Annotated in this window: 32 protein-coding genes; 13 read left to right on the top strand and 19 right to left on the bottom strand. The window is 55.8% G+C overall.

Going from position 1 to position 25,318, the window contains the following annotated elements:
• Positions 1-83 precede the first annotated feature (83 nt).
• Complete coding sequence (locus WMO26_RS05675) at positions 84-1,277, top strand: tRNA(Met) cytidine acetate ligase (RefSeq protein ID WP_349218798.1); 1,194 nt, start codon at positions 84-86, stop codon at positions 1,275-1,277.
• Between the two features lie 20 nt (positions 1,278-1,297).
• The gene (locus tag WMO26_RS05670; protein ID WP_349218797.1) at positions 1,298-2,230 is read left to right on the top strand and encodes a hypothetical protein; all 933 of its coding nucleotides are present in this window, start codon (positions 1,298-1,300) and stop codon (positions 2,228-2,230) included.
• Between the two features lie 226 nt (positions 2,231-2,456).
• Here WMO26_RS05670 and tsf read toward each other — a convergent pair whose 3' ends face one another.
• The 3 genes from tsf to WMO26_RS05655 all read right to left on the bottom strand — a co-directional run bounded on the left by tsf (position 2,457) and on the right by WMO26_RS05655 (position 4,697).
• A complete protein-coding gene (gene tsf, locus WMO26_RS05665; protein ID WP_349218795.1) occupies positions 2,457-3,380 on the bottom strand; it encodes a translation elongation factor Ts in 924 nt (307 codons plus the stop codon).
• Positions 3,381-3,513: 133 nt separating this feature from the next.
• Positions 3,514-4,266: a 30S ribosomal protein S2 gene (gene rpsB / locus WMO26_RS05660; protein WP_349218793.1), complete on the bottom strand. Its 753-nt coding sequence runs from the start codon at positions 4,264-4,266 to the stop codon at positions 3,514-3,516.
• A gap of 164 nt (positions 4,267-4,430) precedes the next feature.
• Positions 4,431-4,697 (bottom strand): DUF6809 family protein, encoded by a 267-nt coding sequence (locus tag WMO26_RS05655; protein ID WP_349218791.1) that lies wholly within the window; start codon positions 4,695-4,697, stop codon positions 4,431-4,433.
• Positions 4,698-4,851: 154 nt separating this feature from the next.
• Here WMO26_RS05655 and WMO26_RS05650 point away from each other — a divergent pair, with 154 nt between their 5' ends.
• From WMO26_RS05650 to WMO26_RS05630, 5 genes are all read left to right on the top strand, one after another.
• Positions 4,852-5,073 carry a helix-turn-helix domain-containing protein gene (locus WMO26_RS05650; RefSeq protein ID WP_349218790.1) on the top strand — a complete coding sequence of 74 codons (222 nt, stop codon included), beginning with the start codon at positions 4,852-4,854 and terminating at the stop codon, positions 5,071-5,073.
• A gap of 117 nt (positions 5,074-5,190) precedes the next feature.
• The gene (locus WMO26_RS05645) at positions 5,191-5,412 is read left to right on the top strand and encodes a helix-turn-helix domain-containing protein (protein WP_349218788.1); all 222 of its coding nucleotides are present in this window, start codon (positions 5,191-5,193) and stop codon (positions 5,410-5,412) included.
• A 76-nt stretch (positions 5,413-5,488) separates the two neighbouring features.
• On the top strand, positions 5,489-5,710 hold the full coding sequence (locus tag WMO26_RS05640; protein WP_349218787.1) for a helix-turn-helix domain-containing protein: 222 nt from the start codon (positions 5,489-5,491) through the stop codon (positions 5,708-5,710).
• Between the two features lie 169 nt (positions 5,711-5,879).
• Positions 5,880-6,101, top strand: a complete 222-nt coding sequence (locus tag WMO26_RS05635; RefSeq protein ID WP_349218785.1) for a helix-turn-helix domain-containing protein — start codon at positions 5,880-5,882, stop codon at positions 6,099-6,101.
• 83 nt (positions 6,102-6,184) lie between these two features.
• The gene (locus WMO26_RS05630) at positions 6,185-6,406 is read left to right on the top strand and encodes a helix-turn-helix domain-containing protein (protein ID WP_349218783.1); all 222 of its coding nucleotides are present in this window, start codon (positions 6,185-6,187) and stop codon (positions 6,404-6,406) included.
• Between the two features lie 74 nt (positions 6,407-6,480).
• On the opposite strand, the gene WMO26_RS05625 is transcribed toward WMO26_RS05630, so the two are convergent.
• The 9 genes from WMO26_RS05625 to WMO26_RS05585 form a co-directional block, all read right to left on the bottom strand.
• Positions 6,481-7,017: a 2-oxoacid:ferredoxin oxidoreductase subunit gamma family protein gene (locus WMO26_RS05625; RefSeq protein ID WP_349218781.1), complete on the bottom strand. Its 537-nt coding sequence runs from the start codon at positions 7,015-7,017 to the stop codon at positions 6,481-6,483.
• A complete protein-coding gene (locus WMO26_RS05620) occupies positions 7,010-7,768 on the bottom strand; it encodes a thiamine pyrophosphate-dependent enzyme (RefSeq protein WP_349218780.1) in 759 nt (252 codons plus the stop codon). The genes WMO26_RS05625 and WMO26_RS05620 overlap by 8 nt, the downstream gene beginning before the upstream one ends.
• The gene (locus tag WMO26_RS05615) at positions 7,768-8,832 is read right to left on the bottom strand and encodes a 3-methyl-2-oxobutanoate dehydrogenase subunit VorB (protein WP_349218778.1); all 1,065 of its coding nucleotides are present in this window, start codon (positions 8,830-8,832) and stop codon (positions 7,768-7,770) included. Before WMO26_RS05615 ends, WMO26_RS05620 begins: the two co-directional genes overlap by 1 nt.
• A gap of 7 nt (positions 8,833-8,839) precedes the next feature.
• Positions 8,840-9,046, bottom strand: a complete 207-nt coding sequence (locus WMO26_RS05610) for a ferredoxin family protein (protein ID WP_349218776.1) — start codon at positions 9,044-9,046, stop codon at positions 8,840-8,842.
• 16 nt (positions 9,047-9,062) lie between these two features.
• Complete coding sequence (locus WMO26_RS05605; protein WP_349218775.1) at positions 9,063-9,743, bottom strand: nucleotide-binding protein; 681 nt, start codon at positions 9,741-9,743, stop codon at positions 9,063-9,065.
• A gap of 527 nt (positions 9,744-10,270) precedes the next feature.
• Positions 10,271-10,807, bottom strand: coding sequence for a hypothetical protein (locus tag WMO26_RS05600; RefSeq protein WP_349218773.1), 537 nt, complete (start codon positions 10,805-10,807; stop codon positions 10,271-10,273).
• Between the two features lie 25 nt (positions 10,808-10,832).
• The gene (locus WMO26_RS05595) at positions 10,833-11,468 is read right to left on the bottom strand and encodes a J domain-containing protein (RefSeq protein ID WP_349218771.1); all 636 of its coding nucleotides are present in this window, start codon (positions 11,466-11,468) and stop codon (positions 10,833-10,835) included.
• Positions 11,465-12,403: a DUF5685 family protein gene (locus WMO26_RS05590; protein WP_349218769.1), complete on the bottom strand. Its 939-nt coding sequence runs from the start codon at positions 12,401-12,403 to the stop codon at positions 11,465-11,467. Before WMO26_RS05590 ends, WMO26_RS05595 begins: the two co-directional genes overlap by 4 nt.
• Positions 12,404-12,632: 229 nt before the next feature.
• Entirely contained in the window at positions 12,633-13,925 is a 1,293-nt protein-coding gene (locus WMO26_RS05585) for a glycoside hydrolase family 10-like protein (RefSeq protein ID WP_349218767.1), read from the bottom strand.
• Between the two features lie 139 nt (positions 13,926-14,064).
• Here WMO26_RS05585 and WMO26_RS05580 point away from each other — a divergent pair, with 139 nt between their 5' ends.
• From WMO26_RS05580 to WMO26_RS05570, 3 genes are all read left to right on the top strand, one after another.
• Positions 14,065-14,346: a DUF1294 domain-containing protein gene (locus WMO26_RS05580; protein ID WP_349218765.1), complete on the top strand. Its 282-nt coding sequence runs from the start codon at positions 14,065-14,067 to the stop codon at positions 14,344-14,346.
• 157 nt (positions 14,347-14,503) lie between these two features.
• Positions 14,504-15,931, top strand: coding sequence for a polysaccharide biosynthesis tyrosine autokinase (locus WMO26_RS05575; protein WP_349218763.1), 1,428 nt, complete (start codon positions 14,504-14,506; stop codon positions 15,929-15,931).
• A 74-nt stretch (positions 15,932-16,005) separates the two neighbouring features.
• A complete protein-coding gene (locus WMO26_RS05570) occupies positions 16,006-16,728 on the top strand; it encodes a CpsB/CapC family capsule biosynthesis tyrosine phosphatase (protein ID WP_349218762.1) in 723 nt (240 codons plus the stop codon).
• A 62-nt stretch (positions 16,729-16,790) separates the two neighbouring features.
• On the opposite strand, the gene WMO26_RS05565 is transcribed toward WMO26_RS05570, so the two are convergent.
• From WMO26_RS05565 to WMO26_RS05535, 7 genes are all read right to left on the bottom strand, one after another.
• A complete protein-coding gene (locus WMO26_RS05565; protein ID WP_349218760.1) occupies positions 16,791-17,324 on the bottom strand; it encodes an HdeD family acid-resistance protein in 534 nt (177 codons plus the stop codon).
• A gap of 466 nt (positions 17,325-17,790) precedes the next feature.
• A complete protein-coding gene (locus WMO26_RS05560) occupies positions 17,791-19,191 on the bottom strand; it encodes an aminopeptidase (RefSeq protein WP_349218758.1) in 1,401 nt (466 codons plus the stop codon).
• A gap of 41 nt (positions 19,192-19,232) precedes the next feature.
• A complete protein-coding gene (locus WMO26_RS05555; protein ID WP_349218756.1) occupies positions 19,233-19,826 on the bottom strand; it encodes a lytic transglycosylase domain-containing protein in 594 nt (197 codons plus the stop codon).
• Positions 19,823-20,434 (bottom strand): dephospho-CoA kinase, encoded by a 612-nt coding sequence (coaE, locus tag WMO26_RS05550; RefSeq protein ID WP_349218754.1) that lies wholly within the window; start codon positions 20,432-20,434, stop codon positions 19,823-19,825. The genes WMO26_RS05555 and coaE overlap by 4 nt, the downstream gene beginning before the upstream one ends.
• Positions 20,431-21,450 (bottom strand): L-threonylcarbamoyladenylate synthase, encoded by a 1,020-nt coding sequence (locus tag WMO26_RS05545; protein ID WP_349218753.1) that lies wholly within the window; start codon positions 21,448-21,450, stop codon positions 20,431-20,433. Before WMO26_RS05545 ends, coaE begins: the two co-directional genes overlap by 4 nt.
• A 4-nt stretch (positions 21,451-21,454) precedes the next feature.
• A complete protein-coding gene (prfA, locus tag WMO26_RS05540; protein ID WP_349218751.1) occupies positions 21,455-22,531 on the bottom strand; it encodes a peptide chain release factor 1 in 1,077 nt (358 codons plus the stop codon).
• A 51-nt stretch (positions 22,532-22,582) separates the two neighbouring features.
• Entirely contained in the window at positions 22,583-22,792 is a 210-nt protein-coding gene (locus WMO26_RS05535; protein ID WP_349218749.1) for a DUF951 domain-containing protein, read from the bottom strand.
• A gap of 298 nt (positions 22,793-23,090) precedes the next feature.
• On the opposite strand from WMO26_RS05535, the gene WMO26_RS05530 reads away from it, so the two are divergent.
• The 3 genes from WMO26_RS05530 (at position 23,091) to WMO26_RS05520 (ending at position 25,270) form a co-directional block, all read left to right on the top strand.
• A complete protein-coding gene (locus tag WMO26_RS05530; protein ID WP_349218748.1) occupies positions 23,091-23,483 on the top strand; it encodes a hypothetical protein in 393 nt (130 codons plus the stop codon).
• A gap of 219 nt (positions 23,484-23,702) precedes the next feature.
• Positions 23,703-24,635: a S1 RNA-binding domain-containing protein gene (locus WMO26_RS05525; protein WP_349218746.1), complete on the top strand. Its 933-nt coding sequence runs from the start codon at positions 23,703-23,705 to the stop codon at positions 24,633-24,635.
• Positions 24,636-24,775: 140 nt separating this feature from the next.
• Positions 24,776-25,270, top strand: a complete 495-nt coding sequence (locus WMO26_RS05520) for a hypothetical protein (RefSeq protein ID WP_349218744.1) — start codon at positions 24,776-24,778, stop codon at positions 25,268-25,270.
• The last annotated feature ends 48 nt before the right edge of the window (positions 25,271-25,318 follow it).

Below are 25,318 nucleotides of genomic sequence, written 5' to 3'. Positions count from 1 at the left end.
TACAATAGTCTATAACATTTATATGATAGTATATTTTTCCCGATATTTCAAGCCACTTTGTATCCAAAGAACGGAGGAAAACCGTGCGGATTGCAGGAATAATTGCCGAATACAATCCCTTTCACCATGGCCACGCCTACCACATCCAAAAGACCCGGGAGATGGGCGCCACTCACATCGTCTGCGTGATAAGCGGCAACTATGTGCAGCGGGGGGAGCCGGCTCTGTTCTCCAAAGAGGCGCGGGTGAAGGCGGCCTTAGCCGGTGGGGCGGACCTGGTCCTTGAGCTGCCTCTTCCCTGGGCCATGGCCCCAGCTCAAACCTTTGCCAGAGGCGGGGTTTTCCTGCTAAACGCCCTTTCCTGTGTGGACCTTCTGAGCTTTGGCAGCGAATGCGGGGACCTTCCCTTGCTCACCGCCTGCGCCAAAGCCCTCTCTTCGGATGGCTTTTCTCTTCTTCTCAAGGAAAAGCTGGCGGCCGGCCTTCCCTTTGCGAAAGCGCGGGCCATGGCGATGGAGGAGGCCTGCCCTTCCCTGGCCGCTCCTCTCTCTGCTCCAAACGACACGCTGGCCCTCGAATATTTGGCGGCTTTGTCCATCCTGTCCTCCCCCATCCAGCCGGTCTGTGTGCGCCGGAAAGGAGCGGGGCATGACGGCGTCGAGACGGCGGAGGGGTTTGCCAGCGCTTCTTTTGTACGGGCGCGGATCGAAAACGGGGATTTGGACGGGGCGGCCGCTTTTCTCCCGCTCGAAAGTTTCTCTATCTTAAAAGAAGAGCTGGAGGCGGGGCGGGCTCCGGCCGGGCTTTGCAATCTGGAACGGGCGGTGCTGGCCTTCCTGCGCGTAAAAAAACTCGAAGAGCTGGGACGGCTCCCCGACCTGTCGGAAGGGCTTGAAAACCGGCTTTATGACGCGGTACGCAAGGCGCAGAGCTTAGAGGAGCTCTATGACCTCGTCAAAACCAAGCGGTATTCCCACGCCCGCATCCGCCGCATCTGTCTGGCGGGGTTTCTGGGGCTGACTGCGGACTTAACCAGAGAGCCGCCCCCTTATCTGCGGGTTCTGGGCGCCAACGGGCGGGGCTATGAAGTGCTTAAGCGGGCGGGAAAATCCGCGCGGCTCCCCATTGTCGGCCGGTACGGGCAGATTTCCTCCCTTGACAAGCGGGCGCAAATCGTGTTTAATTTGGAAAGCAGAGCCGCCGACCTGTTCGGCTTGGCGGCCCCGCGGGTACAGCCCTGCGGCGGCGAGGAAACCTATCAACTGATCAAACGATAAAGAGCAGGAGGAACGAAACCATGTCTGTTCAGCTTCGAATGCTTACCTATGAAAATTACGGAAACTGCCTGTCTCTCTCCAACGGGGTAGTCACCGCTTTCGTCACGGTGGATGTGGGGCCCCGTATCATCTGGTTCGGCTTCAACGGCGGGGAAAACCTGCTGTTCACCGACCTGGACCGGGACACCAGCATAGAAGATCCGGCCTTGGAGGAAGTCTACGGGGACGGCAGCGTATATCATTTCTACGGCGGCCACCGGCTGTGGACAAGTCCGGAGGACGACATCAAGTCCCACTACCCGGACAACGACCCGGTCAAGTGGGAACAGACTGAGACCGGCGCCGTCTTCACCCCGCCTAAGCAGCGGCACAACCATGTGCAGCACCAAATGGAGCTTTCCTTCGGCATCGGCGCGAGCGTACAGATCATCCACCGCATTACGAACACCGGCAAGGAAGCCCAAACCTTTGCCCCCTGGGCCATCACCCAGATGGCGCCCGGCGGAGTGGCCATCATTCCCCAGGCCACGGCGGAAACGGGGCTGCTGGCAAACCGTGTCATGCCGGTCTGGCCTTACACCAATCTGGCCGACAGCCGGGTTTACTTCGGCGACCGGTACATCACCCTCCAGCAGGACCCCTTCAACCACCGTGCCTTCAAAATCGGTACCAACAACGAGGCCGGCTGGGCGGTGTACCTGAACCAATCCATTGCGTTTATTAAGAAGTTCGCTCCCTGGCAGGCGGATGGGATGTATCCGGACTTTGGCGTGAATTTCGAGACTTACACGGGCAACTACTTTTTGGAGCTGGAATCTTTGGGCGAGTTGTGTGAGGTTCAGCCGGGGGCCACGGTCACCCACGAGGAGCAGTGGGACTTGAAGCTCATCGGGATGTTCCCCTGCCCGCGCAACGAGTCCTCGGTGGACACGCTGGTTTCCTTCTTAATCTGACGAAAAAAGGGCCGCACGGTGATTTCCGTGCGGCCCTTTTTGTTGGTGATGAAAGGGGACTCGATTCTTCTGTTTGCGGGCTGCAAGGCAGGTCATGCAGAAAGCAATCGCGTCTTCAAGCGCTGGCCGGTATTCATGAATCCGATGGCCGCGGCCCGGCGTTTTCCCAGCCAACGTAAAAATCGCCCCTTCCATAAAGGAAGGGGCGGTTCTGATTTTCAAACGCTTATTTAATCATACCGGCGACTTCGCTGGCAAAATCGTCCTCGCGTTTCTGGAGGCCTTCGCCCTTCTCAAAGCGGGTGAAAGCGGTGGCGGTGATCTTGCCGCCCAGTTCCTTGGCGACCGAGTCAATATACTGGCCCACGGTCATGCTGCCGTCCTTGACGAACGCCTGGTCCATGAGGCAGTTGTTCTCAAAGAACTTGCCGATGCGGCCTTCCACCATCTTCTCAATGATGTTTTCCGGCTTCTTGCTGTTCTTCGGATCGTTCTTGATCTGGGTGATGAGGATTTCCTTTTCCTTCTCGACGGTCTCCGCCGGGACGGATTCCCGGTTCAGGTAGGGCGCACCCAGGGCCGCGATCTGCATCGCCACGTCCTTCGCGCACTCCTGGAACTTCTCATTGGAAGCATCCACGCCGTCCAGGTCAAAGCTGACCATGACGCCGATACGGCCGCCGCCGTGGACATAGGTGGAAACCACGCCGTCATAGCGGGCAAAACGGCGGATCTTGATGTTCTCCCCGATGACGAGGATCTTTTCCCGGAGCAGGTCGGCCACCGTCAGGTCGGAACCGGCGGGCTTGCAAGCGGACAGAGCGTCCACATCCGCGGGGTTCTGCTCAAGAACGGTGTTGGCCAGGGTGGCGACAAACGCCTGGAAATCGGCGTTCTTGCCCACAAAGTCGGTCTCGGAGTTGACCTCGATCACGACGCCAGCCTTGTCGTTGGCGGTGGCGTACACAACGCCCTCCGCCGCAATGCGGCCGGATTTCTTCGCCGCCGCCGCGAGCCCCTTCTCGCGCAGAAATTCAATTGCTTTCTCCATATCGCCGTCGGCCGTCGTCAAGGCCTTTTTACAGTCCATCATGCCGCAGCCGGTCTTCTCACGAAGGGCGGCTACATCTTTTGCAGTAAACGCTGCCATTGTTTTCATTCCTCCTATGGATTTTGTTTCTTTTTTCGTTATGCCCGAAAAATGCCCGCGCAAAAGGAGTTCCCATAGGATAGGAAGCCTATCCCCCTCCGAAAGCCCGGGCACTTTTTTCAATACAAATTGCTTACGCCTTCGTTTCGGCGTCTTCTTCGGCTTCCGCCTCGGCCTTCTGCGCGGCGGCTTCCTCCGCCTGCGCACCCTGGCGGCCTTCGATGATGGCGTTGGCCATGGTGGCGGAAATCAGCTTGACGGCACGGATGGCGTCGTCATTGCCGGGGATCACGTAATCAATCTCGTCCGGATCACAGTTGGTGTCCACGATGGCGACCACCGGGATGCCGAGCTTTCTGGCTTCGGCAACGGCAATCTTTTCCTTGCGCGGGTCCACCACAAAGAGAGCGCCCGGCAGCTTCTTCATTTCCTTGATGCCGCCCAGGAACTTCTCGAGCTTTTCAATTTCCAAGTTCAGCTTGATGACTTCCTTCTTAGGAAGGAGATCAAAGGTGCCGTCCTCTTCCATCTTGCGAAGCTGGGCAAGACGGCGGATGCGGTTTTGGATGGTGCGGAAGTTGGTGAGCATACCGCCGAGCCATCTGGCGTTAACATAGTGTGCACCGGCACGCTGGGCTTCCTCACGAATGGACTCCTGGGCCTGCTTCTTGGTGCCGACAAAGAGCACCGATTCGCCGTTTTCCGAAAGCTGGCGGATGAACATATACGCCTCTTCCAGCTTGCGCACGGTCTTCTGCAAATCGATGATGTAGATGCCGTTGCGCTCGGTAAAGATATACGGCGCCATCTTCGGGTTCCACCGACGGGTCTGGTGACCGAAGTGAACACCGGCCTCCAGGAGCTGCTTCATAGATACGACTGCCATTTACAAAATCCTCCTTAGTTTTTCCTCCGCATGCCTTGCCATTCCCCGCAACCGCCGAAGGCGGCACCGGCGTGGAACATGGGCACACGTGTGAAATGAATTTGCGCTAGAGAATTATACCACAATCCCCCAGCCGATGCAAGGGGAATTTTCAAGGAAATCCGTCATTTTTCCGGATAGAGGGTGTCAATCATAAGGCCGGCGCCCAGGCGGAAGCCCTCGATGAAAATCTGACAGCCTTCAAAGGAAGCAACGTCGCCCTTGGCGTTGAGGAACCGGTTGAGCAGGGGGCGGTTTTCCTCGCCGATGGCGCGCAAAAGCTCTTGGTGCGCATGCTCGAGGTTCTTTCTCGCCTCGCGGTACTCGGGCGACCGGGGCGGGTCGCCCCAATCAAAGCCGTTGAAGTACAGGTCTTCCAGCATTTTTTGCATTGTTTTCACCTCAAATTAGTTGAACATAATGTTCGTATATGATATATTAAATTTAATTATGCGAACAAGCTGTTTCGTGTGCATATTTTGTTCGTATCGCATTTCTATTATATATGCATGTTTTGTTCATGTCAACAGATATGAGGTGAAAAAAATGAATACTTTCGCAGAACGGATCAAAAAAGAACGGAATAGGAAAAAGGTATACCAGAATGATGTGGCGAAAGTGCTGGGAATTACGTTGCGTTCTTATCAATACTACGAAGCCGGAGAACGATACCCGGATTTTGAGAACCTGATTGTGTTGGCCAATTATCTGGGCGTGTCCATCGACTATCTGGTTGGCCGCACCGATAACCCCGAGGTCAACCGATAGAATTGCCCTTTCACAGATGACGATAAGAAAACTACATCTTTTAAGAACAATTTGTTCTTATTTGCTATTATTGTAGCAGAACGTTTTGTTCTTATCAAGTGTTCAGAGGTGAAATTTGTGAATATCTTTGGCAGCCGCCTGCGGGAAAGCCGCAAAGCAAAAAATATTTCGGTGAAAGAGATCGCTGCTTTTCTTTCGATTACGTCCCGCGCTTATCAAAACTATGAAACGGGCGAGCGATTCCCCGACGGCAACCGGCTCCTTTCCATCGCGGAATATCTGGGAATTTCGCTGGACTATTTATTCGGCCGCACCGAGAACCCGGAAGTCAACCGATAGAATTACGCAACTTATTTCGTGTATCCTTATATTATCACGAAATATATTGCGTGATAATAACTTTTCAGCGAGGTGCATGATGATTTTTTCCGAGCGTATCCGCCTGCTGCGCGCTTCCCACTGTCTGACACAGGTGCAAATGGCGCAGGCGTTAGAGATTTCCGAGCGGCAATATCAGAATTTGGAGCTTGCCGCCAGCAAGCCCAGCTATGACAATCTTTTGGCCATCGCCGAATACTTCGGCGTGTCCATTGACTACCTGGTTGGCCGCACCGAGAACCCTGAGGTCAACCGGTAGATTGCTATTCGATGCTTCCAAAATTGAACTTTGTATTTGTATATGGTAAAATGAGAAATAATTGACCTTATTTATATAAGTCAATTCTCGATTTACGAAATTATTTTTCGCTATGTCATTATAATAAGCGAAATTTTTCTTCGTGTCAATGCTTGATGGGGTGAAAAATATGAATATCTTTGGAGACAGGCTAAAAGAGCAACGAAAAGAAAAACACGTTACACAGCAGGTGGTAGCGGATCATCTCGGCCTTACCTGCCGCGCTTATCAATACTATGAGGGTGGCAAGGGATTCCCCGATTACCATGGTCTGCTTGCTCTTGCCGAATACTTCGGCGTGTCCATCGACTACCTGGTTGGCCGCACCGACAACCCCGAGGTCAACCGGTAGACATCAACGACAGGAAATCCATTTCCTGATATCATTATAATAGGAAATGGATTTCCTGTCAATACTATTTTATGAGGTATTTTATGATTATCGATGCGAATGTTTTGACGAAACTCCGGAAAGAAAAAGGGATTACACAAAAACAGATTGCAGAAATTATTGGCATTACCGAGCGCAACTATCGTCATTATGAAGCCGGTGAGCTAGATCCGCTGACCTCTACGACCAAGGCATTGGCCGAATACTTCGGCGTGTCCATCGACTACCTGGTTGGCCGCACCGACAACCCCGAGGTCAACCGCTGACCTCTCCCTCGTTCCCCATCCAAACCAAAAACGCCGTACCGCATATGCGGTACGGCGTTTTCCTTATCCAAAGCTTACAGGCTCATACCCATCTGGATGGCCTTCAGGTTCGCGTCCTTCAAATGAGCCTTGCGGGCCGGAACGCATTTTTCAATGGCCTTGTGAAGCGCTTCCTCCGAGGAGAAGCCCACTTCCTTAAACACCTTGCCGAGCAGAATGATGTTCGCCAGGCCCTTGAGGTCATTTTCTTCCGCCAGAGTGGTGGCGGGGACATAGAAAGCCTCCACGTCCTCCCTGTCCACCTTGCCGGAAATCAGGGAACTATCGATAAACACCTTGCCGCCGGGGACCACCGCTTTGATGAACTTCTCATAAGAGGGCAGGTTCATGGCGATGAGCACGTCGGGGTTGAGCACCTGGGGCGAGCCGATGGGCTCGTCGGACAAACAAACGCTGCAATTGGCGGTGCCGCCGCGCATTTCCGGGCCGTAGGAGGGCAGCCAGGAGACCTCCTGGCCGTCCATCAGGCCGGCGTACGCGATGACCTTACCGGCAAAGAGGATACCCTGGCCGCCGAAGCCTGCCAGGACCATATTGAAATTCTTACTCATTTCCCTTTGCCTCCTCACTGGTATCCTTATATACGCCCAGCGGATAGTAGGGCAGCATGTTCTCCCGCAGCCAGTCAAGGGCCTCCACCGGGGTCAGGCCCCAGTTGGTCGGGCAGGAGGAGATCACCTCAATGATGGAATAGCCGCGTTTGTTGATCTGGTTCTCAAAGCCCTTGCGGATGGCCTTCTTGGCCACCTGGATGTTTTTCACGCAGTCCACCGACACGCGCTGGGCTAAAGCCACGCCGTCGAGGGTGGAGAGCATTTCGCAGACGCGGATGGGGTTGCCGGCCACCTTCACGTCACGGCCGTAGGGGGTGGTCTGGGTGACCTGGCCGGGCAGGGTGGTGGGAGCCATCTGGCCGCCGGTCATGCCGTAAATGGCATTGTTGACAAAGATGACGGTGATGTTCTCCCCGCGGGTGGCGGCATGGACGGTTTCAGCCGTACCGATGGCGGCAAGGTCGCCGTCGCCCTGGTAGGAGAACACGACCCGGTCGGGCAGGGCGCGCTTTAAGCCGGTGGCGACCGCCGGGGCGCGGCCGTGGGGGGCCTCCACCATATCGCATCCGAAATAGTTATAGGCAAGCACCGAGCAGCCCACGGGAGCCACGCCGATGGTCTGGCCTTCGATGCCCAGCTCGTCCATGACCTCCGCCACCAAGCGGTGGATGATGCCGTGGGTGCAGCCCGGGCAGTAATGGGTGGGCACGTCGGTCAATGCATGAGGTTTCTCAAACACGATCGCCATTATTTCGCACCTCCTGCAAGTTTCTTAATTTCCCCGAGCACCTCGGCGGGGCTGGGGATGATGCCGCCGGTATGGCCGAAGAAGCTCACCGGCACGGCGCCGTTGACGGCCAGGCGGACGTCGTCCACCATCTGGCCCATGCTCATTTCCACGGTGAGGAAATGCTTGGCGGTTTTCGCCGCTTCCTGGATGGCGTCCACCGGGAAGGGCCACAGAGTGATCGGGCGGATGAGGCCCACCCTGATGCCCTCGGCGCGGGCGGCCTTTACCGCACTCTTACAAACACGGGAAGAAGCGCCGTAGGCGACCACGATGAACTCCGCATCGTCCGCCATATAGCTCTCCGACCGCTGCTCCTTGGACTTAATGAGGTCATAGCGCGCAAAGCGCTCCTTGACCAGAGCCTCCAAGTCGCCGGGAGTTAAGTAGAGAGAGTTTACGATGTTATGCGGGCGCTTATTCTCATGGCCGTTGGCAGCCCAGGTCTTTTCGGGAAGGTCGCGCTTGGGGCGCTCCTTGATTTCCACGGGTTCCATCATCTGGCCGAGAGCACCGTCCGCCAGGATCATGGCGGGCATACGGTACAGGTCCGCCATGTCGAAGGCGTCCATCACCAGGTCCACCATTTCCTGCACGGTGGACGGGGCGAACACCAGCACATGCAAATCGCCGTGGCCGGGGGCGCGGGTGGCCTGCCAGTAGTCCGCCTGGGAGGGCTGGATGCCGCCGAGGCCCGGGCCGCCGCGCTGAACGTTGATGATGACGCAGGGCAGGTCGGAGCCCGCGATGTAGGAAATGCCCTCGGTCTTCAGGCTGATGCCGGGAGAGGAGGACGAGGTCAGGGCCCGCACGCCCGCCGAAGCGGCGCCGAGCACCATGTTGATGGCGGCGACTTCCGACTCCGCCTGCAAATAGGTTCCGCCGATTTTCGGCATGCGCTTGGCCATGTAGGCCGCGACTTCCGTCTGGGGGGTGATCGGGTAACCGAAGAAGTGGCGGCAGCCCGCCTGGATGGCGGCCTCGGCCAACGCTTCGTTGCCCTTCATCAATACTCGTTCTGCCATTTCTTCACTACCTTTCCACGATGATTGCGCAATCCGGGCACATCTGTGCACACATGGCGCAGCCAATACATTTTTCTTCGTCGAGAAGAACAGCCGGGTGATAGCCCTTGCTGTTGATCTTGTCCCGGTCAAATCCGATGATTTTTCGCGGGCAGGCGGTCATGCAAAGGCCGCAGCCCTTGCAGGTATCAGCCTTTACGGTGATTTTTGCCATCCAAAGCACCTCCAGCTTAAGAATTTTCCCAGGGGAATTTGACATAGATCTGGGCTTCTACTATATTGCCGATCCGGCCGGCGAGCGAACCCGCGGCGGCCGGAGGAGCCGTTGTAAACAAGACGGGCAGCCCGGTTAAACGGGATACCTCGTCGGCAAAGGGGACCGACGCGAGTACGTCGGCGGCGGTGGTCTGCCGGGACATGTGGGAGTTGTTGACAAGCCCGGTGGCCTTCAGGCGGCTGGCCGCCTCAATTTCCGGGAGCAGGGAGGCCGCTTCTTCGGCGGTGGTGGTGAGCACCCGATATTTGTTGATCACGTAGAGCATGGCATAGTCCCCGGCCTCCTTGATCCGGCCGGAAAAACGGCCCAGGGCCGTTACGCCCGCATCGTCCCCGCCGGTGTCGAAGATCACATGGTCCGCATCCGTGTCGAACACGGAGAAGATGCTCGCCGGGAGGGCCGGGATGTCCAGCGTGGTGCCGGCGCCGCCGGGGGCCAGCACGTGGATGCCAAGGCTCTCCAGCTCTTCGGTATAATCGGAAGAGCGAAAGTAAGGATTGACCACGTCCAAATCTACCAGCGTGACGGATTTGCCCTCACTGCGAAGCTGGTGGGCCAGGTTGAGGGAAAGGTTTGTTTTGCCTGTGCCGTAATGGCCGCAGACGATTATCAGCTTTGGAAAGGAAAACGACATGCGTTTTGATTTCCTCCTTTTATGTAAAAATAGACCCGCCGCGCGGAAATTTTCCAATCATTTGAAAATCCGCATATTATTCGGCCGGTTCTGCTTATTATACCATCCTCCTCGACACAATTCAACGAAAAATTCCTGCCTGTCACAAAAAGGACGGGGTTTCGTCTGGTTTTCCACCTATTTATACAAAAAAGCGCCGAAGGACCGGCATAATTTTTCCTAAAGGCCCGGACTTTTCGGCTTGAGGGCGCATAAAACCTCTCCCACCTCATAGGGACAGTGCCGCACCGCGTCCTTTTGTGAAGCACAAAGCAGATGCCGTCCGGTTATGCGACAAGAGAATTTCCCGGGAAAAGGGTCTTTGCCGCCTTGGGGCGGCCCTCTTCACAGGCCCTTCCAGCGGCCGTATAAAGAAAAACTTCATGCGCAGCGAGCGCTGCGGTAAGGCCGATTCCAGCGTAAAAAAACGGTTTCCCGTGTCTTCCCTGCCAGGTAAGAACGGAAAACCGTGTTCGTTTTTGGCTTCGTTATGTTCCATGAAACAATTTGCGCACCGTCTTTTGCATCCGGTGGACGTAAAGGGCGATCAGCCGGGTGACGCCGATGTCGTAAATGACGAAGGTGACGTTTGCAAGCAAAAGCAGAACCAGAGGCCCGTAAGCGCCGAACACCTCCAGGATGTCCTCCGGGATGCCCAGCACGTTGGTGACCACGTAATAGGCCGACACACAGGCTGCATTGAACACCATGAGCTTGATGACCCATTCCAGCCACAGCTTTCCAAGCCGTTCGATCGCGCCCTTTAAAACCGGGTAGTAGCCGAGAAAAGCAATATACATCACAGCGGCTTCCTTGCTGGGCGCCAGAAAGAAAGAGAGAACCGCCGTAGCCGCATAAACACCCAGCGCCCGGCTGCTCCCCATCTCAATGACCGCCGGAATCAGCAGCACTCCCGCAATAGCGGGCAGCGCATAGTCGGCAATGGAAAAGAAGCTTAAAAGCATGACGACCACCGACAAGGCCGTCAGGATTCCGCCAAAAGCCAGCTTCTGACTGCTTTTCATCGGCACCCTTCCCTCCTATCTGAATCTAACAGCAACTGATCAGGTCTCCGCCCATGCATTCGCAGCAGCAGTCCGCACAGATCAAGCTTGAGCACATGTCGCACGCCGAACAGCCGGTTTGCGCCGGCGCGCCGCCCCGATTGCCGTAGGGGTTGGCGCGGTAGCCGCCGGCGTTTCTCTGCCATTGCAGCTGGTTGAGAGCCGCGCGGTATTCGGCATTGTTCGGGTCCATACGGTTGGCGGTGGCAAAGTGGGTGTAGGCCTCTTCCAGCCAGCCCCGCTTATACAGCACGCTTCCCTTGAGAAAGTACCACTCCGCGTCCCGGCTGGGGCCAGGCACCCCGTCGAGCAGCTGGTCGGCGTCCTCGATGCGGTTGGCGTTAATCATATTGCGAATGTCCCGAAACTGGGAAGAACCGCCGTAAGACGACCCGCCATAGGAAGAACCGCCGGAGGAACCGGAAGCACCGCCGCGGCGCAGCTTCATGATCTGATCATATGCGGCGTTGATCTCCTGCATCTTTTCCTGCGCCAGATCGGACAGGGGATTGTTTCCATACCGGTCGGGATGGTACTTTTTCGCCAATTCCCGGTACGCCGTTTTTACTTCCTCATCGCTTGCATTGGGCGAGACTCCCAGAACCTTATAAGGATCGGTCATTCGCCGCTCACCTCCGTTTTCTTTAAGCCGCTCTTTTCCTGTTCTGCCTGGCGGCGCCGTCCTTTGGGGGATGGATTCTTCTCAACCGGGTGAAACACCCGCCTGGCCACCATCGGCAGCCCCTCGTAAAAAATATTCTCCAAAATCGGCCCGAAGCGTTTCTCCTCCAGCAAATCGAAGGTGGCAGCCGCCTCTACTTCGGTGCGTTCCAGCACCTGTTCGGCGTACTCCCTTGCCCCGGGGATTTCGTTTTCCTTGGTAATCCCGCTTCTTCGCAGGAACACATTGTAGTTGCCGCTTGCGAAATCCTTTTGCATGTCGTCCGCCGCGTCGATGAGATAAATCCAGCGGCCCAGGCAGTATCCCAGCCGGGTAAGAACTCGTTTCTCCCGCTCGTCCCCGGAAAGCATGGCGCATACCTTTGAGAGCATCCGGGCGGTGGGCACGGCGGCCTCGTCCACGCTTTGGGTATTCTCCGCCTCCACCCTGCCCTGGGCCTCGATGTATTCCTCCATCACCCCATCCAGGGCTTCGTACCGTTTCCTTGCCTTCTTGCGCATATGCGCCGCATAGGGAAGGGCGAGCCGGGCGGGGATGGATTTTAGAAAAGTCTGGTCGGCCACGTTATCCTTGAGCTTATAATAGAGCATCACCATGGAAGCCGCGGCAGAAAAGGAAAAAGCCTCTCCGCCCTTGCAGCACAGGCACTTTTTGAGCGGGTTAAAGAGGCACCGCTGCCGCTCGAAGCCCGCGCACGTCTCCTGAACCGACAGGCCCAGCATGGCGAGAAACGCAAAATCGTAATTGAGGGTCATCCGGGAGAGAATGCCATACTCCCGCCCCATGCATTTGCACAAGGCGCAGTAAACACCCTTATACATTTCGAATTCCTTCACCCTTAGATTGGGCTGAAAGGGCTTGATATATCCGAACACCCGCTCACTTCATTCCCTTGTGCAATGGTTTTGTCCTGTATTTTGGCAGAAGAAAAAAGCAAAACGTCTCATTTTGCTTTTACGTCCGTCTACAGTATTTACATAATAGAGTCAGTTTACAGACTGCAGGGGAAAATTACAATTAATAATCTGTAAACTTTGCAAAAAACCGCCGGTTTTCGGCATTTTATCAGCGAATCCCGGCGGTCAGCCCTTGCTTTTGTGTAGTTTATTTCAATAAGCTGGATAAATTGTTTCTTTCTGTTTGACGAATGGCATTCGGATTCTCCCCGAACAGAGAGGAATAGCTGTAAATGGAAAAACCGCTGCAGTTTGCAATTTGGCGGCTGAACTCCACCTGCCGCTTGAGAATGTCGTCGTGAGTCTGCCATTCCCCCTTTCCCGTGCCGGCATAGGCGTCCTCTTCCCCGGTTTTGTAGGCGGCCAGACCGAGATAATACCGCACCTCAGGCGCAGTCACCAGTTTCGACCATTCCTCCGCTACAGCCTCAAAGGGCATTTTTGCGTTTTCAAAGCCGAAATAGTCCTGCGGCATCAGGTAATCCACATAGCCCGGTTCGCTTCCCCATTTGGCTACGTCGGCATATTTGTTTGCATAGTTTTTCTCAATGTCCGCCGCTGGGCTGACACCAAAAACCGCGGCAGAATTGGCCGCCTTGACGGCGCTGTAAACCGCTTTCATCAGCTCGTTTACCTGTTCGCGCCGCCAGTCGTCGCGCGACAGGGCGCCTCCCGCCGCTACATAGGCGTCGTACTGGGCCTGGTCGCTGTCGCCGAAGTCGTCGGGATAGAAATAATCGTCGAACTGGACGCCGTCTACCCCATACCTGCTCACCACCTCCGCCGCGCCCCGGGCAATCAGGTCCCGGACCTCGGCGATGCTGGGATTCAAATACTGGCCGCTGCCCGTCTGCACCACCCAGCCCGCCTCACTCCATTTGGCGTAGGGGCCGTCGGTATCGAGAGCTTCGGGCACCAAGACCTCGCCGGTGTTGAGCTGGATACGGTAGGGGTTGAGCCAAGCGTGCAGCTTCAGACCCCGCTCATGGGCGGCGGTGACGGCCAGCTGTAAAAGGTCGTAGCCGGGGTCCTTCCCCTGCTCGCCGGTGAGCAGATGGGAGAAGGGGAAAAGCTCGGTGGGATAAAGGGCGTCGGCAAAGGGGCGAACCTGAAAAAACACCGTGTTCAGCCCGAAGGCGCTGATTTGATCGAACATGGACGCAAGGCGGGCGGCAGCCGCCGCCTCATCGAGGCCCTGGAACCCAAGCTCCAGATAGGAAATCCACACGCCGCGCAGCTCGTCCTGAGACGAAGGAGCGCCGCCGGAAACTTTGGGCGTCAGCAGGGCCGACTGGGGATAGGCAAAGTCCGGCTCGTCCTCTTTCACCGGTGCGTAAAGGGAGCCGAGCGTCTCCACGCCGGAAGGGGCCGAGGACAAGGTGCAGCCGGACAGAAGGAATACACCGAGCAGAATGGTTATAATAAAACGAATGGATTTCATTGGCGCCGCCTCTTTTCTGAGTTCCATCGACTTGTGCGGGTACTGTTTTCGTTGACAAACAAACAATCTCATTATAATATGGTTAAGGCTAAAACTTTGTCAAAATACTGCCGGACTTTGGCGGAAAGGCAGGCTCCCTATGCCTCAAAACGATCTTGCGGTTTTCCTCTGGTATTGGCTGCTGGCAAACGGGGCGGCACTTACCCTCACTCTTTACGACAAACGTGCGGCCAGACAGGGACACTGGAGAATTCCGGAAAGCACCCTGTTTACGGTGGCGGCCCTTGGCGGGGCTTTGGCTATGCTTGCGAGCATGCTGCTCATCCGTCACAAAACCCGGCACAAAAAATTCATGGCGGGTCTTCCGGCGATCCTGGCGCTGCAGATTCTCACGGCGGGGCTTTGCGTTGTGCTTCTCTGAAGATCCGGCTCATTGAAACGGGCACCCGGAGTCCAAACGGACAAGCAAGGCAACATTTTCCCGAATTGACATGGTTCGATAAAAAAGCTATAATTTATTCTTGCGACGATATGGATAAAAAATCTTTGCAATATTTAGAAATATGAGGTTTTCGGATATGAATCGAAAAAGACGCTCCCCAGATCGCAACGAGCTCTCTTTGGGCGATCTCCTCTATTGGCTGATGCGGAAAAAATGGCTGATCCTGCTGGTGACGGCCGCCGCCGCTGCCGGGGGATATTTTTATGCATATGCAACCCATATTCCCCAATATACCACCACTGCTACTATGGTGTTCAACGTCACCCAGCAGTCCTCGAACCCATTAAACACCACCGATACCCTGCGCCTGGTGGACACCTTTTCGGAAATCGTCAAGAGCGACCGGGTGGCGGAGCAGGTTTGCAGCGCTTTGGACCTGACTTTGTCGGCGGAGAAGGTCAAGTCCTTTGTTTCGGTTTCCGTCACGGAAAACACGCCTCTTGTAAAAATCCAGGTGACCACCACGGATCCGAAGCTCTCTTATAACATCGCTCAGCAAATGATGGTCTATTCCCCTCAGGTGATTAACGATACTTTGAAAACCGGATCGGTCAACGTGCTCGACCAGCCCAAGGAGCCTACCGCTCCCATCCCCTTCGCTCCGCTCAAGAATATTCTCGTCTTCGCCGTGGTTGCATTTCTGGCCATGTGCTTGGGTGTGGTAGTCTATAGCCTGCTCTTTACCAAGATTAAAAACGCCAGGGATGTGGAGCAGAACTTTGACAGCGAAGTGATCGGCGAAATTCCCCACGTCAAGGGAAGGGACAAAAAACGCGCCCATCTGGTCACCGACAACGACATCTCCGACAGTTTTCTGGAAGCCTACGCTTCCTATTCCATCATCCTGATGCGGGAGCTGGAAAAGCTACAGGTGAAGAGGTTTATGATTACCAGCACCCATCAGTCGGAAGGCAAGTCCACCGTCGCTATCAATACTGCTATGAGCTTGGTAAAAGCGGGCAAGCGGGTGCTTTTGCTAGACGTGGACCTGAAGCGGCCCACGGTTTACCGGCGGATTGCACCGGATAAGGCCGCCATTGATATTCATTCTCTGATCGAAAAGGAAATTCCCGCTCAGTCGGCCATTCTGAAGACCGACTACGGGTTCGATATTCTGCCGTGCATCTATCCGAGCAAGGAATCCTCCAACCTTCTCTCCCTGATCGACTTTAACGAACTGCTCGAAGGGGTAGAGGCGCAATACGATTATATCATTTTCGACACGCCGCCGGTAGGTATCATTTCGGATGCTATGCTTCTGATGAAATACGTCAACACCGTCGTGTTCGTCATCAAACAGGAGGAATGCACCATTCGAATGATCACCGATACAGTGGAACGCTTGGATAAGGCGGGCGCGGAAATCGTGGGTATGGTGCTCAACGACATCCGCCATCACAACCTAGGTTCGGGCTACACCTATAAATATGGATACGCGTATCATTATAAATACGCACGGTACTACTCCGACACGGACAAGACCAAGAACAACGATCACAACTGAGGAAAGAACAGCCGGACTTGGGACTCAATATCCCAGGGCCGGCTTTTTTCTCCGATGGAAAAGAGGAATGCCTAATGTATGTGGATTTTCATTCTCATCTTCTTCCCCGGGCCGATCACGGCTGCCAGACCACGCGGGAATCTATGGCGATGCTGCAAACCGAGCTTGCCCACAAAATAGAGACCGTGGTGGTATCGCCTCATTTTTATCTCAAGCAAAATTCCATTGAGGAATTCCTCGCCCGCCGGAAAAAAGCGCGTGCAAGGCTCGAAGAGGTCATAACGGAACGGGGTAAGCCGGTGCCGCAGATCCGGACCGCCGCGGAGGTACAATTGTCTACCGGCGTGTCCGAGCTGGAAGGGCTAGACCGGCTTTGCATCGAAGGAACCCGCTTTATTCTCATCGAGCTGCCCTACACCTTCTGGGGCAGGGCAGTCTTTCGTTCTTTGGACCAAGTAATGGAGGAGCATAAACTCCGGCCGATCATCGCCCATCTGGAACGCTTCCCGGCAGAAAACAGCCGGGATCTTCTTCGCCGGTATGCGGACAGTGACCTGATCATCCAGATCAATGGATATTCTCTGGTACAGATGTTCACTCGCCGCCGTTCCCTGTCCATTCTGCGATGCGGGATGCCCATAGTTCTAGGAAGCGACTGCCACGGAGACCGGGACAATATTTTAGATCTGGCAAAAGCGTACCGGATGGCGGAGGAATACCTGGGGAAGGAAACGCTTTTGGCGCCGATTGCACGAGTGTTCGGCGAAGAAAAGAACAGGACGGGACAAACGCAATAGAAAAAAGCGGAGCCTGAACGCTGTTGTCCAGATTCCGCTTTTTGTTTCTCCATAAAAAGGCTCTACATCAGAAAACGACCTGAGAAGAAGGCTCGCAGGACCGACCCGATCCCCTGCAGAATCAAAATCACACCTGTCACGGCACCCAAAGTCAGTGCGCCCGCCACCGGGTCCAGGAAGGACAAAAATCCGCCTACCACGAACAGGATACCCAGTGCCAAAAACCAACCCCAGCCCCGCACACCGATCATTTTCAGATCAAAGGAGTTGACGATCTTGGAAATACCGGAGAAAAGGAGCCACATACCGAAAATAAAGGGCAAGGTGAGCATGGTAAAGGCCTGGTTGAATAGGACGAAAAGCGCCAAAATCACGGTGAGAATCCCATCCGCCAAAAACCAGCCAGAGCCGTGCATATAGGTATGTCCCTTGGCAAAGATAACGATGTCCACCGCACCGGAGATCAACATTACGATGCCTAAAAAGACTGCCAGGGTCGTAAGCGCGACGCCGGGCCACGCCAGACAGATCACACCGGCCGCCATCAAAAGCACTCCGGCGACTACCCACAGAATACGGGATACGGTCTTGCTCATATCATCACACCCTTTTTGTTGCTATCTGCATACTACCTCTCAAATATGAAAAAAGTCCATTCGAATCATGAACAAACCGTAAATTTAGCACTCGATATAATAGAGTGCTAAATTATAAACCACCATAAAATCGAATTTCCTGCCGTAGTCGGCGCAGTAAGAAAAAAAAAGGACAGGAAAAAAGAGAATAGAGCCTCAAAGTCGTATAGCTTGTAAGTGAACAAGCATCTAATCCGGCTACAAAAACCGTTTCTCTTCTTCCTGAGGAAAATCCGGAAAAGGCCCCAGGCCGGCTGAAGAAATTACTGTTTTACTAGGAATGCGATTCGAATACAGGATTTTCTATTCCTGTCGTCTGTGTTCCAGGCTTGCACAAACAAACAACAGGCAAACCGGTTTTGTTTTCTGTTGGACGTTGGCTGCAGGAAAAGAGGCACTGCTATATAGAGCAGTGCCTCTTTTCCGCTTATGCCTGGAAGAATACATGAAATGCCTGATGGGCCATATACACGTCCAGCTTGCTGACCAGCTCAAAGGGGGCGTGCATGGAGAGGACCGGAACCCCTACGTCCACCACGTCCACGTTCAGCGACGCGATGAACATGGCCACCGTTCCTCCGCCGCCGGCGTCCACCTTGCCAAGCTCGCCAATCTGCCACTTGATGCCGTGCTCGTCAAACAGGCGGCGCACCTTTCCCATAAACTCGGCGGAAGCGTCGGAGGTGCCGGATTTGCCTCTGGCGCCGGTGTATTTGGTGACCACTACACCGTAGTTGACATAGGAGCTGTTGCGCGGCTCGCTCACGTCCGGCCAGGTGGGATCGAGGGCGGCGTTTACATCCGCCGAGAGGCATTCGGAGTTGGCCAACACCACGTAGGACGGTACGCCGGCCGCGTCCGACAGGGCGGTGATAAAGTCTTTCAGATAAGCGGAGTTGAGGCCGGTATTGCCGTCCGAACCGATTTCTTCCTTGTCGGTGAGGACGGTGACCGCCGTGTGTTTGGGCCGATCGCACGCGAGAATGGCGGTCAGGGCCGGGTAGGCGCACACCCGGTCGTCATGACCGTAAGCGCCGACAAGGGACCGGTCGAGACCCACGTCCTTGGCTTTGTGGGCGGGAACCAGAGTCAGCTCGGCGGAAAGGAAATCCGCTTCCACGATGCCATACTTTTCGTTGAGCAAGCGCAGGACATGGAGCTTTACAAGCTCGTCTTCCTTGGCCTTGGCTTCTCCCAGAGGACGCGAACCGATGACCACGTTGAGCTCCTCGCCCTTGATACCCTGGGCGAGCGTGCGCTTCATCTGTTCGTCCGCCAGGTGGGGCAGCAGGTCGGTGATGCAAAATACCGGGTCGCTCTCCTCCTCGCCGATGCACACGTCCACGGCAGAGCCGTCCTTCTTGATGATGCGGCCGTGAAGCGCCAAGGGCATTACCGTCCACTGGTACTTTTTGATGCCGCCGTAGTAATGGGTCTTGAAATAGGCAAGCTCCCCGTCTTCATAGACCGGGTTGGGCTTTAAGTCGATCCGGGGGGAATCAATATGGGCGGCGGTGATGCGCACCCCTTCGGTCAGCGGCTTTTCGCCGATGACGGCGAGAATGATCGCCTTGCCGCGGTTGACAAAGTATACCTTGTCGTTGGGCGCGTATTGTTTTCCATAGGCAAAGGGGACGAAGCCCGCCTGCCGGGCGGCGTTCTCGGCATAGTTTACCGCTTCCCGCTCGGTTTTCGCCTGGTCTAAAAATGCCTTGTACCCGTCGCAGTACCCGTCGGCTTTGGACACGTCGCCCTCAGAGAGGCCCACCGCTAGGTTCTTGCGAGTCATGAGCAGCTGCTTTTTCAGAGCGTCAAAGTTTTGTTCCATGATAAATCCCTCCATCAGCGGAAAATTTCCGCGTTTTTCTTTTATTTCTGCGAACTGGCTGTATCGTAATAAAGACGCTGGTAGGTTTGCCGCGCGTCCTCTACCTTCTTGACATAATTGCGGGTTTCTTCAATGGGAATGTACGATAAGGTTTCCCCATCCTTCGAACACTCCGGGTCTTTAAGCCATTGATTGACCCGGCTACGGCCCGCGTTATAGGCGGCCAGCGCCTCGTCCTGGGTTTCAAACTCGGTCAGCAGAATGGAAAGGAGCTGAGTGCCGTATTTGATGTTGACCGCGGGATCGTTTAAGTCCTCCGAGGTCAGCGGCTCGTCCCACCCGGTCATGAACCGGATCCAATCAAAGGTGGCGGGGGTAATCTGCATCAGGCCGATGGCGCCCGCGTGGGACTCCACCTGGGGCCGAAAGCCGCTTTCTGTGCGGATGACCGCATAGATCAGCGCCTCGTTGACGCCGGTGTCCGCGCTCGCCTGAGTGACCAGGGCCTGATATTCCTCCGGGCGGGGATAAGAGCTGTGCATAAACTGGGTGTATCCAAACCGGAGCACCTGCACCGCCACCGCCAGCACCAGAATCCCGACGACCGTACCCAGCAGTATCTTTTTGCCCTTCATCCGGTCATCCTCCTGCGAAGTGTTTCCATTAGCGTCCTTACCTGTGTGTTCAGATGCGCGGCGTCCCCGTTGTTTTCGAGCACATAGTCGCACCGATCGGTATAAAAGGACGCGGGCGGCTGGGCGGACATACGCAAGCGTGCTTCAGCCAGGCTGATCCCGTCCCTTGCCATGATGCGGGCAAGCCGTGTTTCTTCATCGGCCACCACGCAGGCGGTAACGTCGCAGATTTGGTCCGCACCGCTCTCGAAAAGCAGGGGCGCGTCAAACAAAAGAAACGAGTTTCCAGCCGCTGCCAAAGCCTCCATCCGGCTTTTCGCCCGCCGGCAGATGGCCGGGTGGGTAATGGCGTTGAGAGCGGCGCTCCCTTCCTTGCTGGAAAAGGCCCGTGCAGCTAGAAGCCTGCGGTCCAGGGACCCGTCTTCCCGAAGAATGTCCGACCCGAACCGGTCGCTCAGTTCCAAAAGCAGAGGGGAACCCGGCTCCATGACCTCCCGGGCCACTAGGTCTGCGTCGACGACGGCGAAGCCCAGGCCGGAAAGGAGGCCGGCGACCGTGCTTTTCCCCGCGCCGGTGGGGCCGGTCAACCCTAGGATTACATGACTCACAGTTCGATCACCTCGAATGCGGCGGCGCGAATAAGCCGGTTATAAACGGCAAGCCCCACGCCTGTCTGCTCCGGGCAGCGGGCATAGGCGAGAACGGCGCCCAATTGGTCGATCGTCCGCAGAGCGTCGAACAGGCGCCGTGCCTGCTCCTCCCCGTCCTTTTCAGGGCCAAGAGAAACCGCCGGCACCTGCACAGCGGCAACGTCCTCATCAAAGCACAAGGCTGCCGCGCCCTCTCGCTTGTGCGCGTTTACATACCGGATATAGTCTTCCCCGCCGCCCTTTAGAATAACCACCCTGGCTTTGGGTGAATAGTGTTTGTATTTCATGCCGGGAGAGGACACCACCGCATTTTTTTGCACCGCGTGGGTAACGGCAGGGTCAATCTCCACAGCACCGAGTACCTCTTCGAGCTGCTCATGGGTGACGCCACCCGGGCGCAAGAGCCTGGGCCGGTTTCCGGCCAGTGAAACCACGGTGGATTCGAGCCCGACGCCACAGTCGCCTCCGTCCACCACCGCTTCGATCTTTCCACGCAGGTCATGAAGCACATGCTCGGCCTTGGTGGGACTGGGACGGCCGGAGGTGTTGGCCGATGGAGCGGCCAGCGGCAGGCCGCTTGCCTCAATGATGGCTCTCGCTACCGGGTGGGAGGGAAAGCGCACCGCCACCGTTTCAAGCCCGGCGGACACTTCATCCGGGATGCAAGAGGCTTTGGGCAAAATGATGGTCAGAGGCCCCGGCCAGAACTGGTCCGCCAGCGCCAGCGCCTCATCCGGCACAGAGGCCACCAGCTTGGGTAGGGTATCCAGAGACGCGATATGCACGATCAAGGGATTGTCCTGCGGGCGGCCTTTGGCTTCAAAAATCCGCTTAACCGCGCTGCCGTCGAGCGCGTTCGCCGCCAGGCCGTATACCGTCTCGGTAGGAATGGCCACCAAGCCTCCCGCTTTCAGAAGAACGGCGGCTTTTGCGATATCTTCTTTCTTCGTTCCGTTGAGCAGTGCCGTTTCCATGGGCTTATTCCTCACCGGACGCTTTGAGTTTTTCCGCCCGGTCGGCGGTGATGAGGGCGTCGATCACCTCATCAAGATCCCCGTTGAGGGCGCTTTCCAGCTTATAGAGCGTCAGGCCGATGCGGTGGTCGGTGATGCGGCTCTGGGGATAGTTATAGGTGCGGATACGTTCGGAGCGGTCGCCGGTTCCCACCTGGGCCTTGCGCTCGGCGGCGATGGCGTTCTCCTGCTCGGCCCGTTTGCCGTCGAGGATTTTCGCCTTGATAAGCTTTAGGGCCTTATCCTTATTCTTATACTGGCTGCGCTCGTCCTGGCACTCCACCACGATGCCGGTGGGAATGTGGGTGATGCGGATGGCGGACTCGGTCTTATTGATGTGCTGCCCGCCGGCGCCAGACGCGCGGAAGGTATCAATCTGCAAATCGGCGGGATTTAAGTCCAGCTCCACGTCCTCCGCTTCCGGCAGCACCGCCACCGTTACCGTAGAGGTATGAATGCGGCCCTGGGACTCGGTTTCCGGCACCCGCTGAACCCGGTGCACCCCGCTTTCGAATTTGAGCCTCGAATAGGCTCCTTCCCCGGAAATCAGGAAGCTGATTTCCTTATAGCCGCCGAGCTCGGTTTCGTTGGCGGAAATGACTTCCGTTTTCCATCCCCTCTGCTCAGCATACATGCTGTACATCCGAAAAAGGGAGGCGGAAAACAAAGCCGCCTCTTCCCCGCCGGCGCCGCCGCGGATTTCCACGATGACGTTTTTGTCGTCGTTGGGGTCGTGAGGCAAAAGGAGCACCTTGAGCTCCTCGGCAATGCGCTCCATGTCCGCCTTGGACTGGGCCCATTCCTCCTCGGCAAGCTCTCTTAGCTCTTTTTCCAGCGCCGAATCCCCCATCATGGCCTTGGCCTGGGCGCAGTTTTCACTGGCCTTTTTATAGTCCCGGTAGGCTTCTACAATGGGAGTCAGCTGTTTATGCTCGCGCATCAGGGACCTGTATTCCTCCTGGTTGGCGATGACCTGGGGGTCATAAAGCCGCCCGGAGATTTCCTCGTATCTCTTTTCGACTTCTTCAAGTCTGTCAAACATGGCGTTCCCTCCGTGTGTGTTGTGCGTATTTTGGGTTCGAAAAGGGACACGCTAGAGCGGCCCGTTTTTGTTTTCGCCGGCCGAGGCAGGCAGAATTTTTTTGATGTTGCGCTCCGCCTTCACCCGGGGCACCATAATTTCGTGCCCGCAGCCCAGGCAGCGGATGCGAAAGTCCATCCCCGAGCGCAGCACCAGAAAGCGGTTGCTGCCGCAGGGATGCTTTTTCTTCATTTCTAAGGTATCCCCTACATTGACGTTCATGCCGCCGCCTCCTTTGCCGGGATTGTTTTAGCCGTCCTTACGTAAGAAAAACCTGGTATCGCCACAGTAGAGTTATTATACCACACTGCGGTAAAAAAGCCAGAGGCTTTTTGTCGTTCCCTTCCGGCAAAAAGGCTTTCGGCGGGCCGATGCAGGCGGACTTTGCTAGAAACAGCTTTCTTTTTTGATAGCATTTGGAAAAAAGATACAAATATCATCCTTTCCACATTGTTGCATGTATGCCGCTTTTTCATACGGGCAAAATAGGACTGAAACAAAGGAAAGTAAGGTGGCAAGAATGAGTACCCGAATCATTGCAGAGTTTGAAAATATAGATTCCGCCGAAACGGCGGCGCGCCTCATCCGTTACCGCATCAACGACGTACACGCGGTACGGCTCAATTCCCGCGAGGAAATCCACGATGTACGCAGAGGCGACGTGACCATGGCGTTCCCCATCAACGACGACGTCTCCATTGCTCCGGTTCCGCTGATGTCCTCCTACGGCTCGGCGGGGGACCTCTCCAGCGCCTTTCACCCCTACCGTTCGGTGGACCCGAAGGAGTACGAACCGGCGCTGCGGCAAAACACCATCCTCACCGTGGAGGTAGACGACGACTGCGCCGGGCTTGCCAGCAACCTGATGTACAGCCAAGGCGGGCACGACGTGAAAAAAGTAATCGTCTCCTAAAAAAGGAACCTTTGGTCCGTGTTCGGGAAGCCTCCCGGGCGCGGGCCTTTTCTTTTTGGCATAGCCTTTGCTCGTTCTGCATAGATATTGGCTGAAGGCAACTTTGAACAGCAAAAACTGCGGCGTTTTGATTGAAGGAAAGCCCTCCGGCCGGGGCGGTGCGCTAGGAAAACAAGGACCGGAGGGCATCCAGCGTAAAAAAAGGAGGCATATGAAAACGTGAACACATTCAAACCGGAAGGCTATCTTCTCAACTCTCTGGAAAACAAGTCCCGCACCCGCAGCCGCGCCGCCTTGGCGGACGCCATTGCGGAACAGCATATTTTAGAAGCCAAGGCTGTCTTGTGCGACAGCGCCCACAACCTCTGGGTGGACCTGGGGTGCATGCGGGGCATGATTCCACGTCTGGAAGGCGCCATCGGCATTGAGGAAGGAAACCTCAGGGACATCGCCATCATTTCCCGGGTCGGAAAACCCGTCTGCTTTGTCGTCACCGGGTTTCAAAGCGACGAAAAGGGCGAATACGCTCTGTTATCCCGCCGGGCGGTACAAAAGGAATGTCTGGCCGATTACATAACGAGGCTCACGCCCGGCGACGTCATCGACGCCCGGATTACCCATCTGGAGCCCTTCGGCGCGTTTGCGGACATCGGCTGCGGACTGCCGTCCCTGCTCCCCATCGACGCCATTTCCGTTTCCCGCATTTCTCATCCCAGGGACCGGTTCCAGACCGGCATGGATATCCGCGCGGTGGTCAAGAATGTGGAGGAAGGCGGACGCATTACCCTTTCCCACAAAGAGCTTTTAGGCACCTGGGAAGAAAACGCCGCCTTGTTCGAACAGGGGCAGACGGTGGCGGGCACCATCCGCAGCGTGGAAAGCTATGGGATTTTCGTGGAGCTGTCCCCCAACCTGGCGGGGCTGGCGGAGCCGCGGGACGACGTGTACGTGGGCCAGCAGGCCAGCGTTTTCATTAAGAGCCTGATTCCGGACCGGATGAAGGTAAAGCTCATCATCATTGACTCCTTTGAAGCCTGTGTGCTGCCGGAGGAACCCCGGTATTTCTTTGAAGGAGAACATATGGACCGGTGGCAGTATTCGCCGGAAAGCTGTTCGAGGGTGATCGAATCGGTCTTTGAGCCACAGGAATGAATACCAGCCAAAGCCCCGTGTTTATAATAGCACGGGGCTTTTTCTTTTTTTCATGCAATGGAGGAGCGTTCCCCTCTTTTCTTTTTTCTTTTGTTCCGGTATACTAAACGGGACGGAAAAAACGAGAAATGAGGTGCTCTATGAAACAGGAAACTAGATTTTATAACATCCTCTTTCCGGTATGGCTGCTGCTGATTTATCCGGTTGGCTGGATTTTCGTCATCATCGGAAACTTTCTGATCGACACCATCGTGTTCCAGGTGGGCGGAAAGTTTCTCAAAGTCAAGCGGTTGGACCTTGTGTACAAAAAGACCATATGGAAGGCGTTTTTGCTGGGGCTGGCGGCGGACCTGGCGGGGTCCGGCCTTCTTCTTCTGGCCGTGCTGGGGCCGGACGGCTGGTGGATGAATACCATTGGAGGGCCGGTATCCCAAAACCCGTTTCAAAGCTTCCCCGCCTTTCTTTTGGTCCTGCTGGTGGTAGCCTTATGCGGCATCCTTATCTATTGGTTCAACCGGAAGCTTACCTTCCGAAAGGTGGACCTGCCTGCCCGCAGCAAGCACATTCTTTCCCTGTACATGGCTATTTTCACCGCTCCCTATCTCTTCTTTCTGCCCACTGAATGGCTTTACTGAGCGATGGCGGAATAAGAAGCTGTTTTTCGGATAAGGCAAGACGCACCG

This window comes from Solibaculum intestinale (genome assembly GCF_040096205.1).
Lineage (GTDB): Bacteria > Bacillota > Clostridia > Oscillospirales > Acutalibacteraceae > Solibaculum_A > Solibaculum_A intestinale.
Note: the sequence above shows the minus strand (reverse complement) of the source record. Positions and strands in the feature narration are given on the sequence as shown.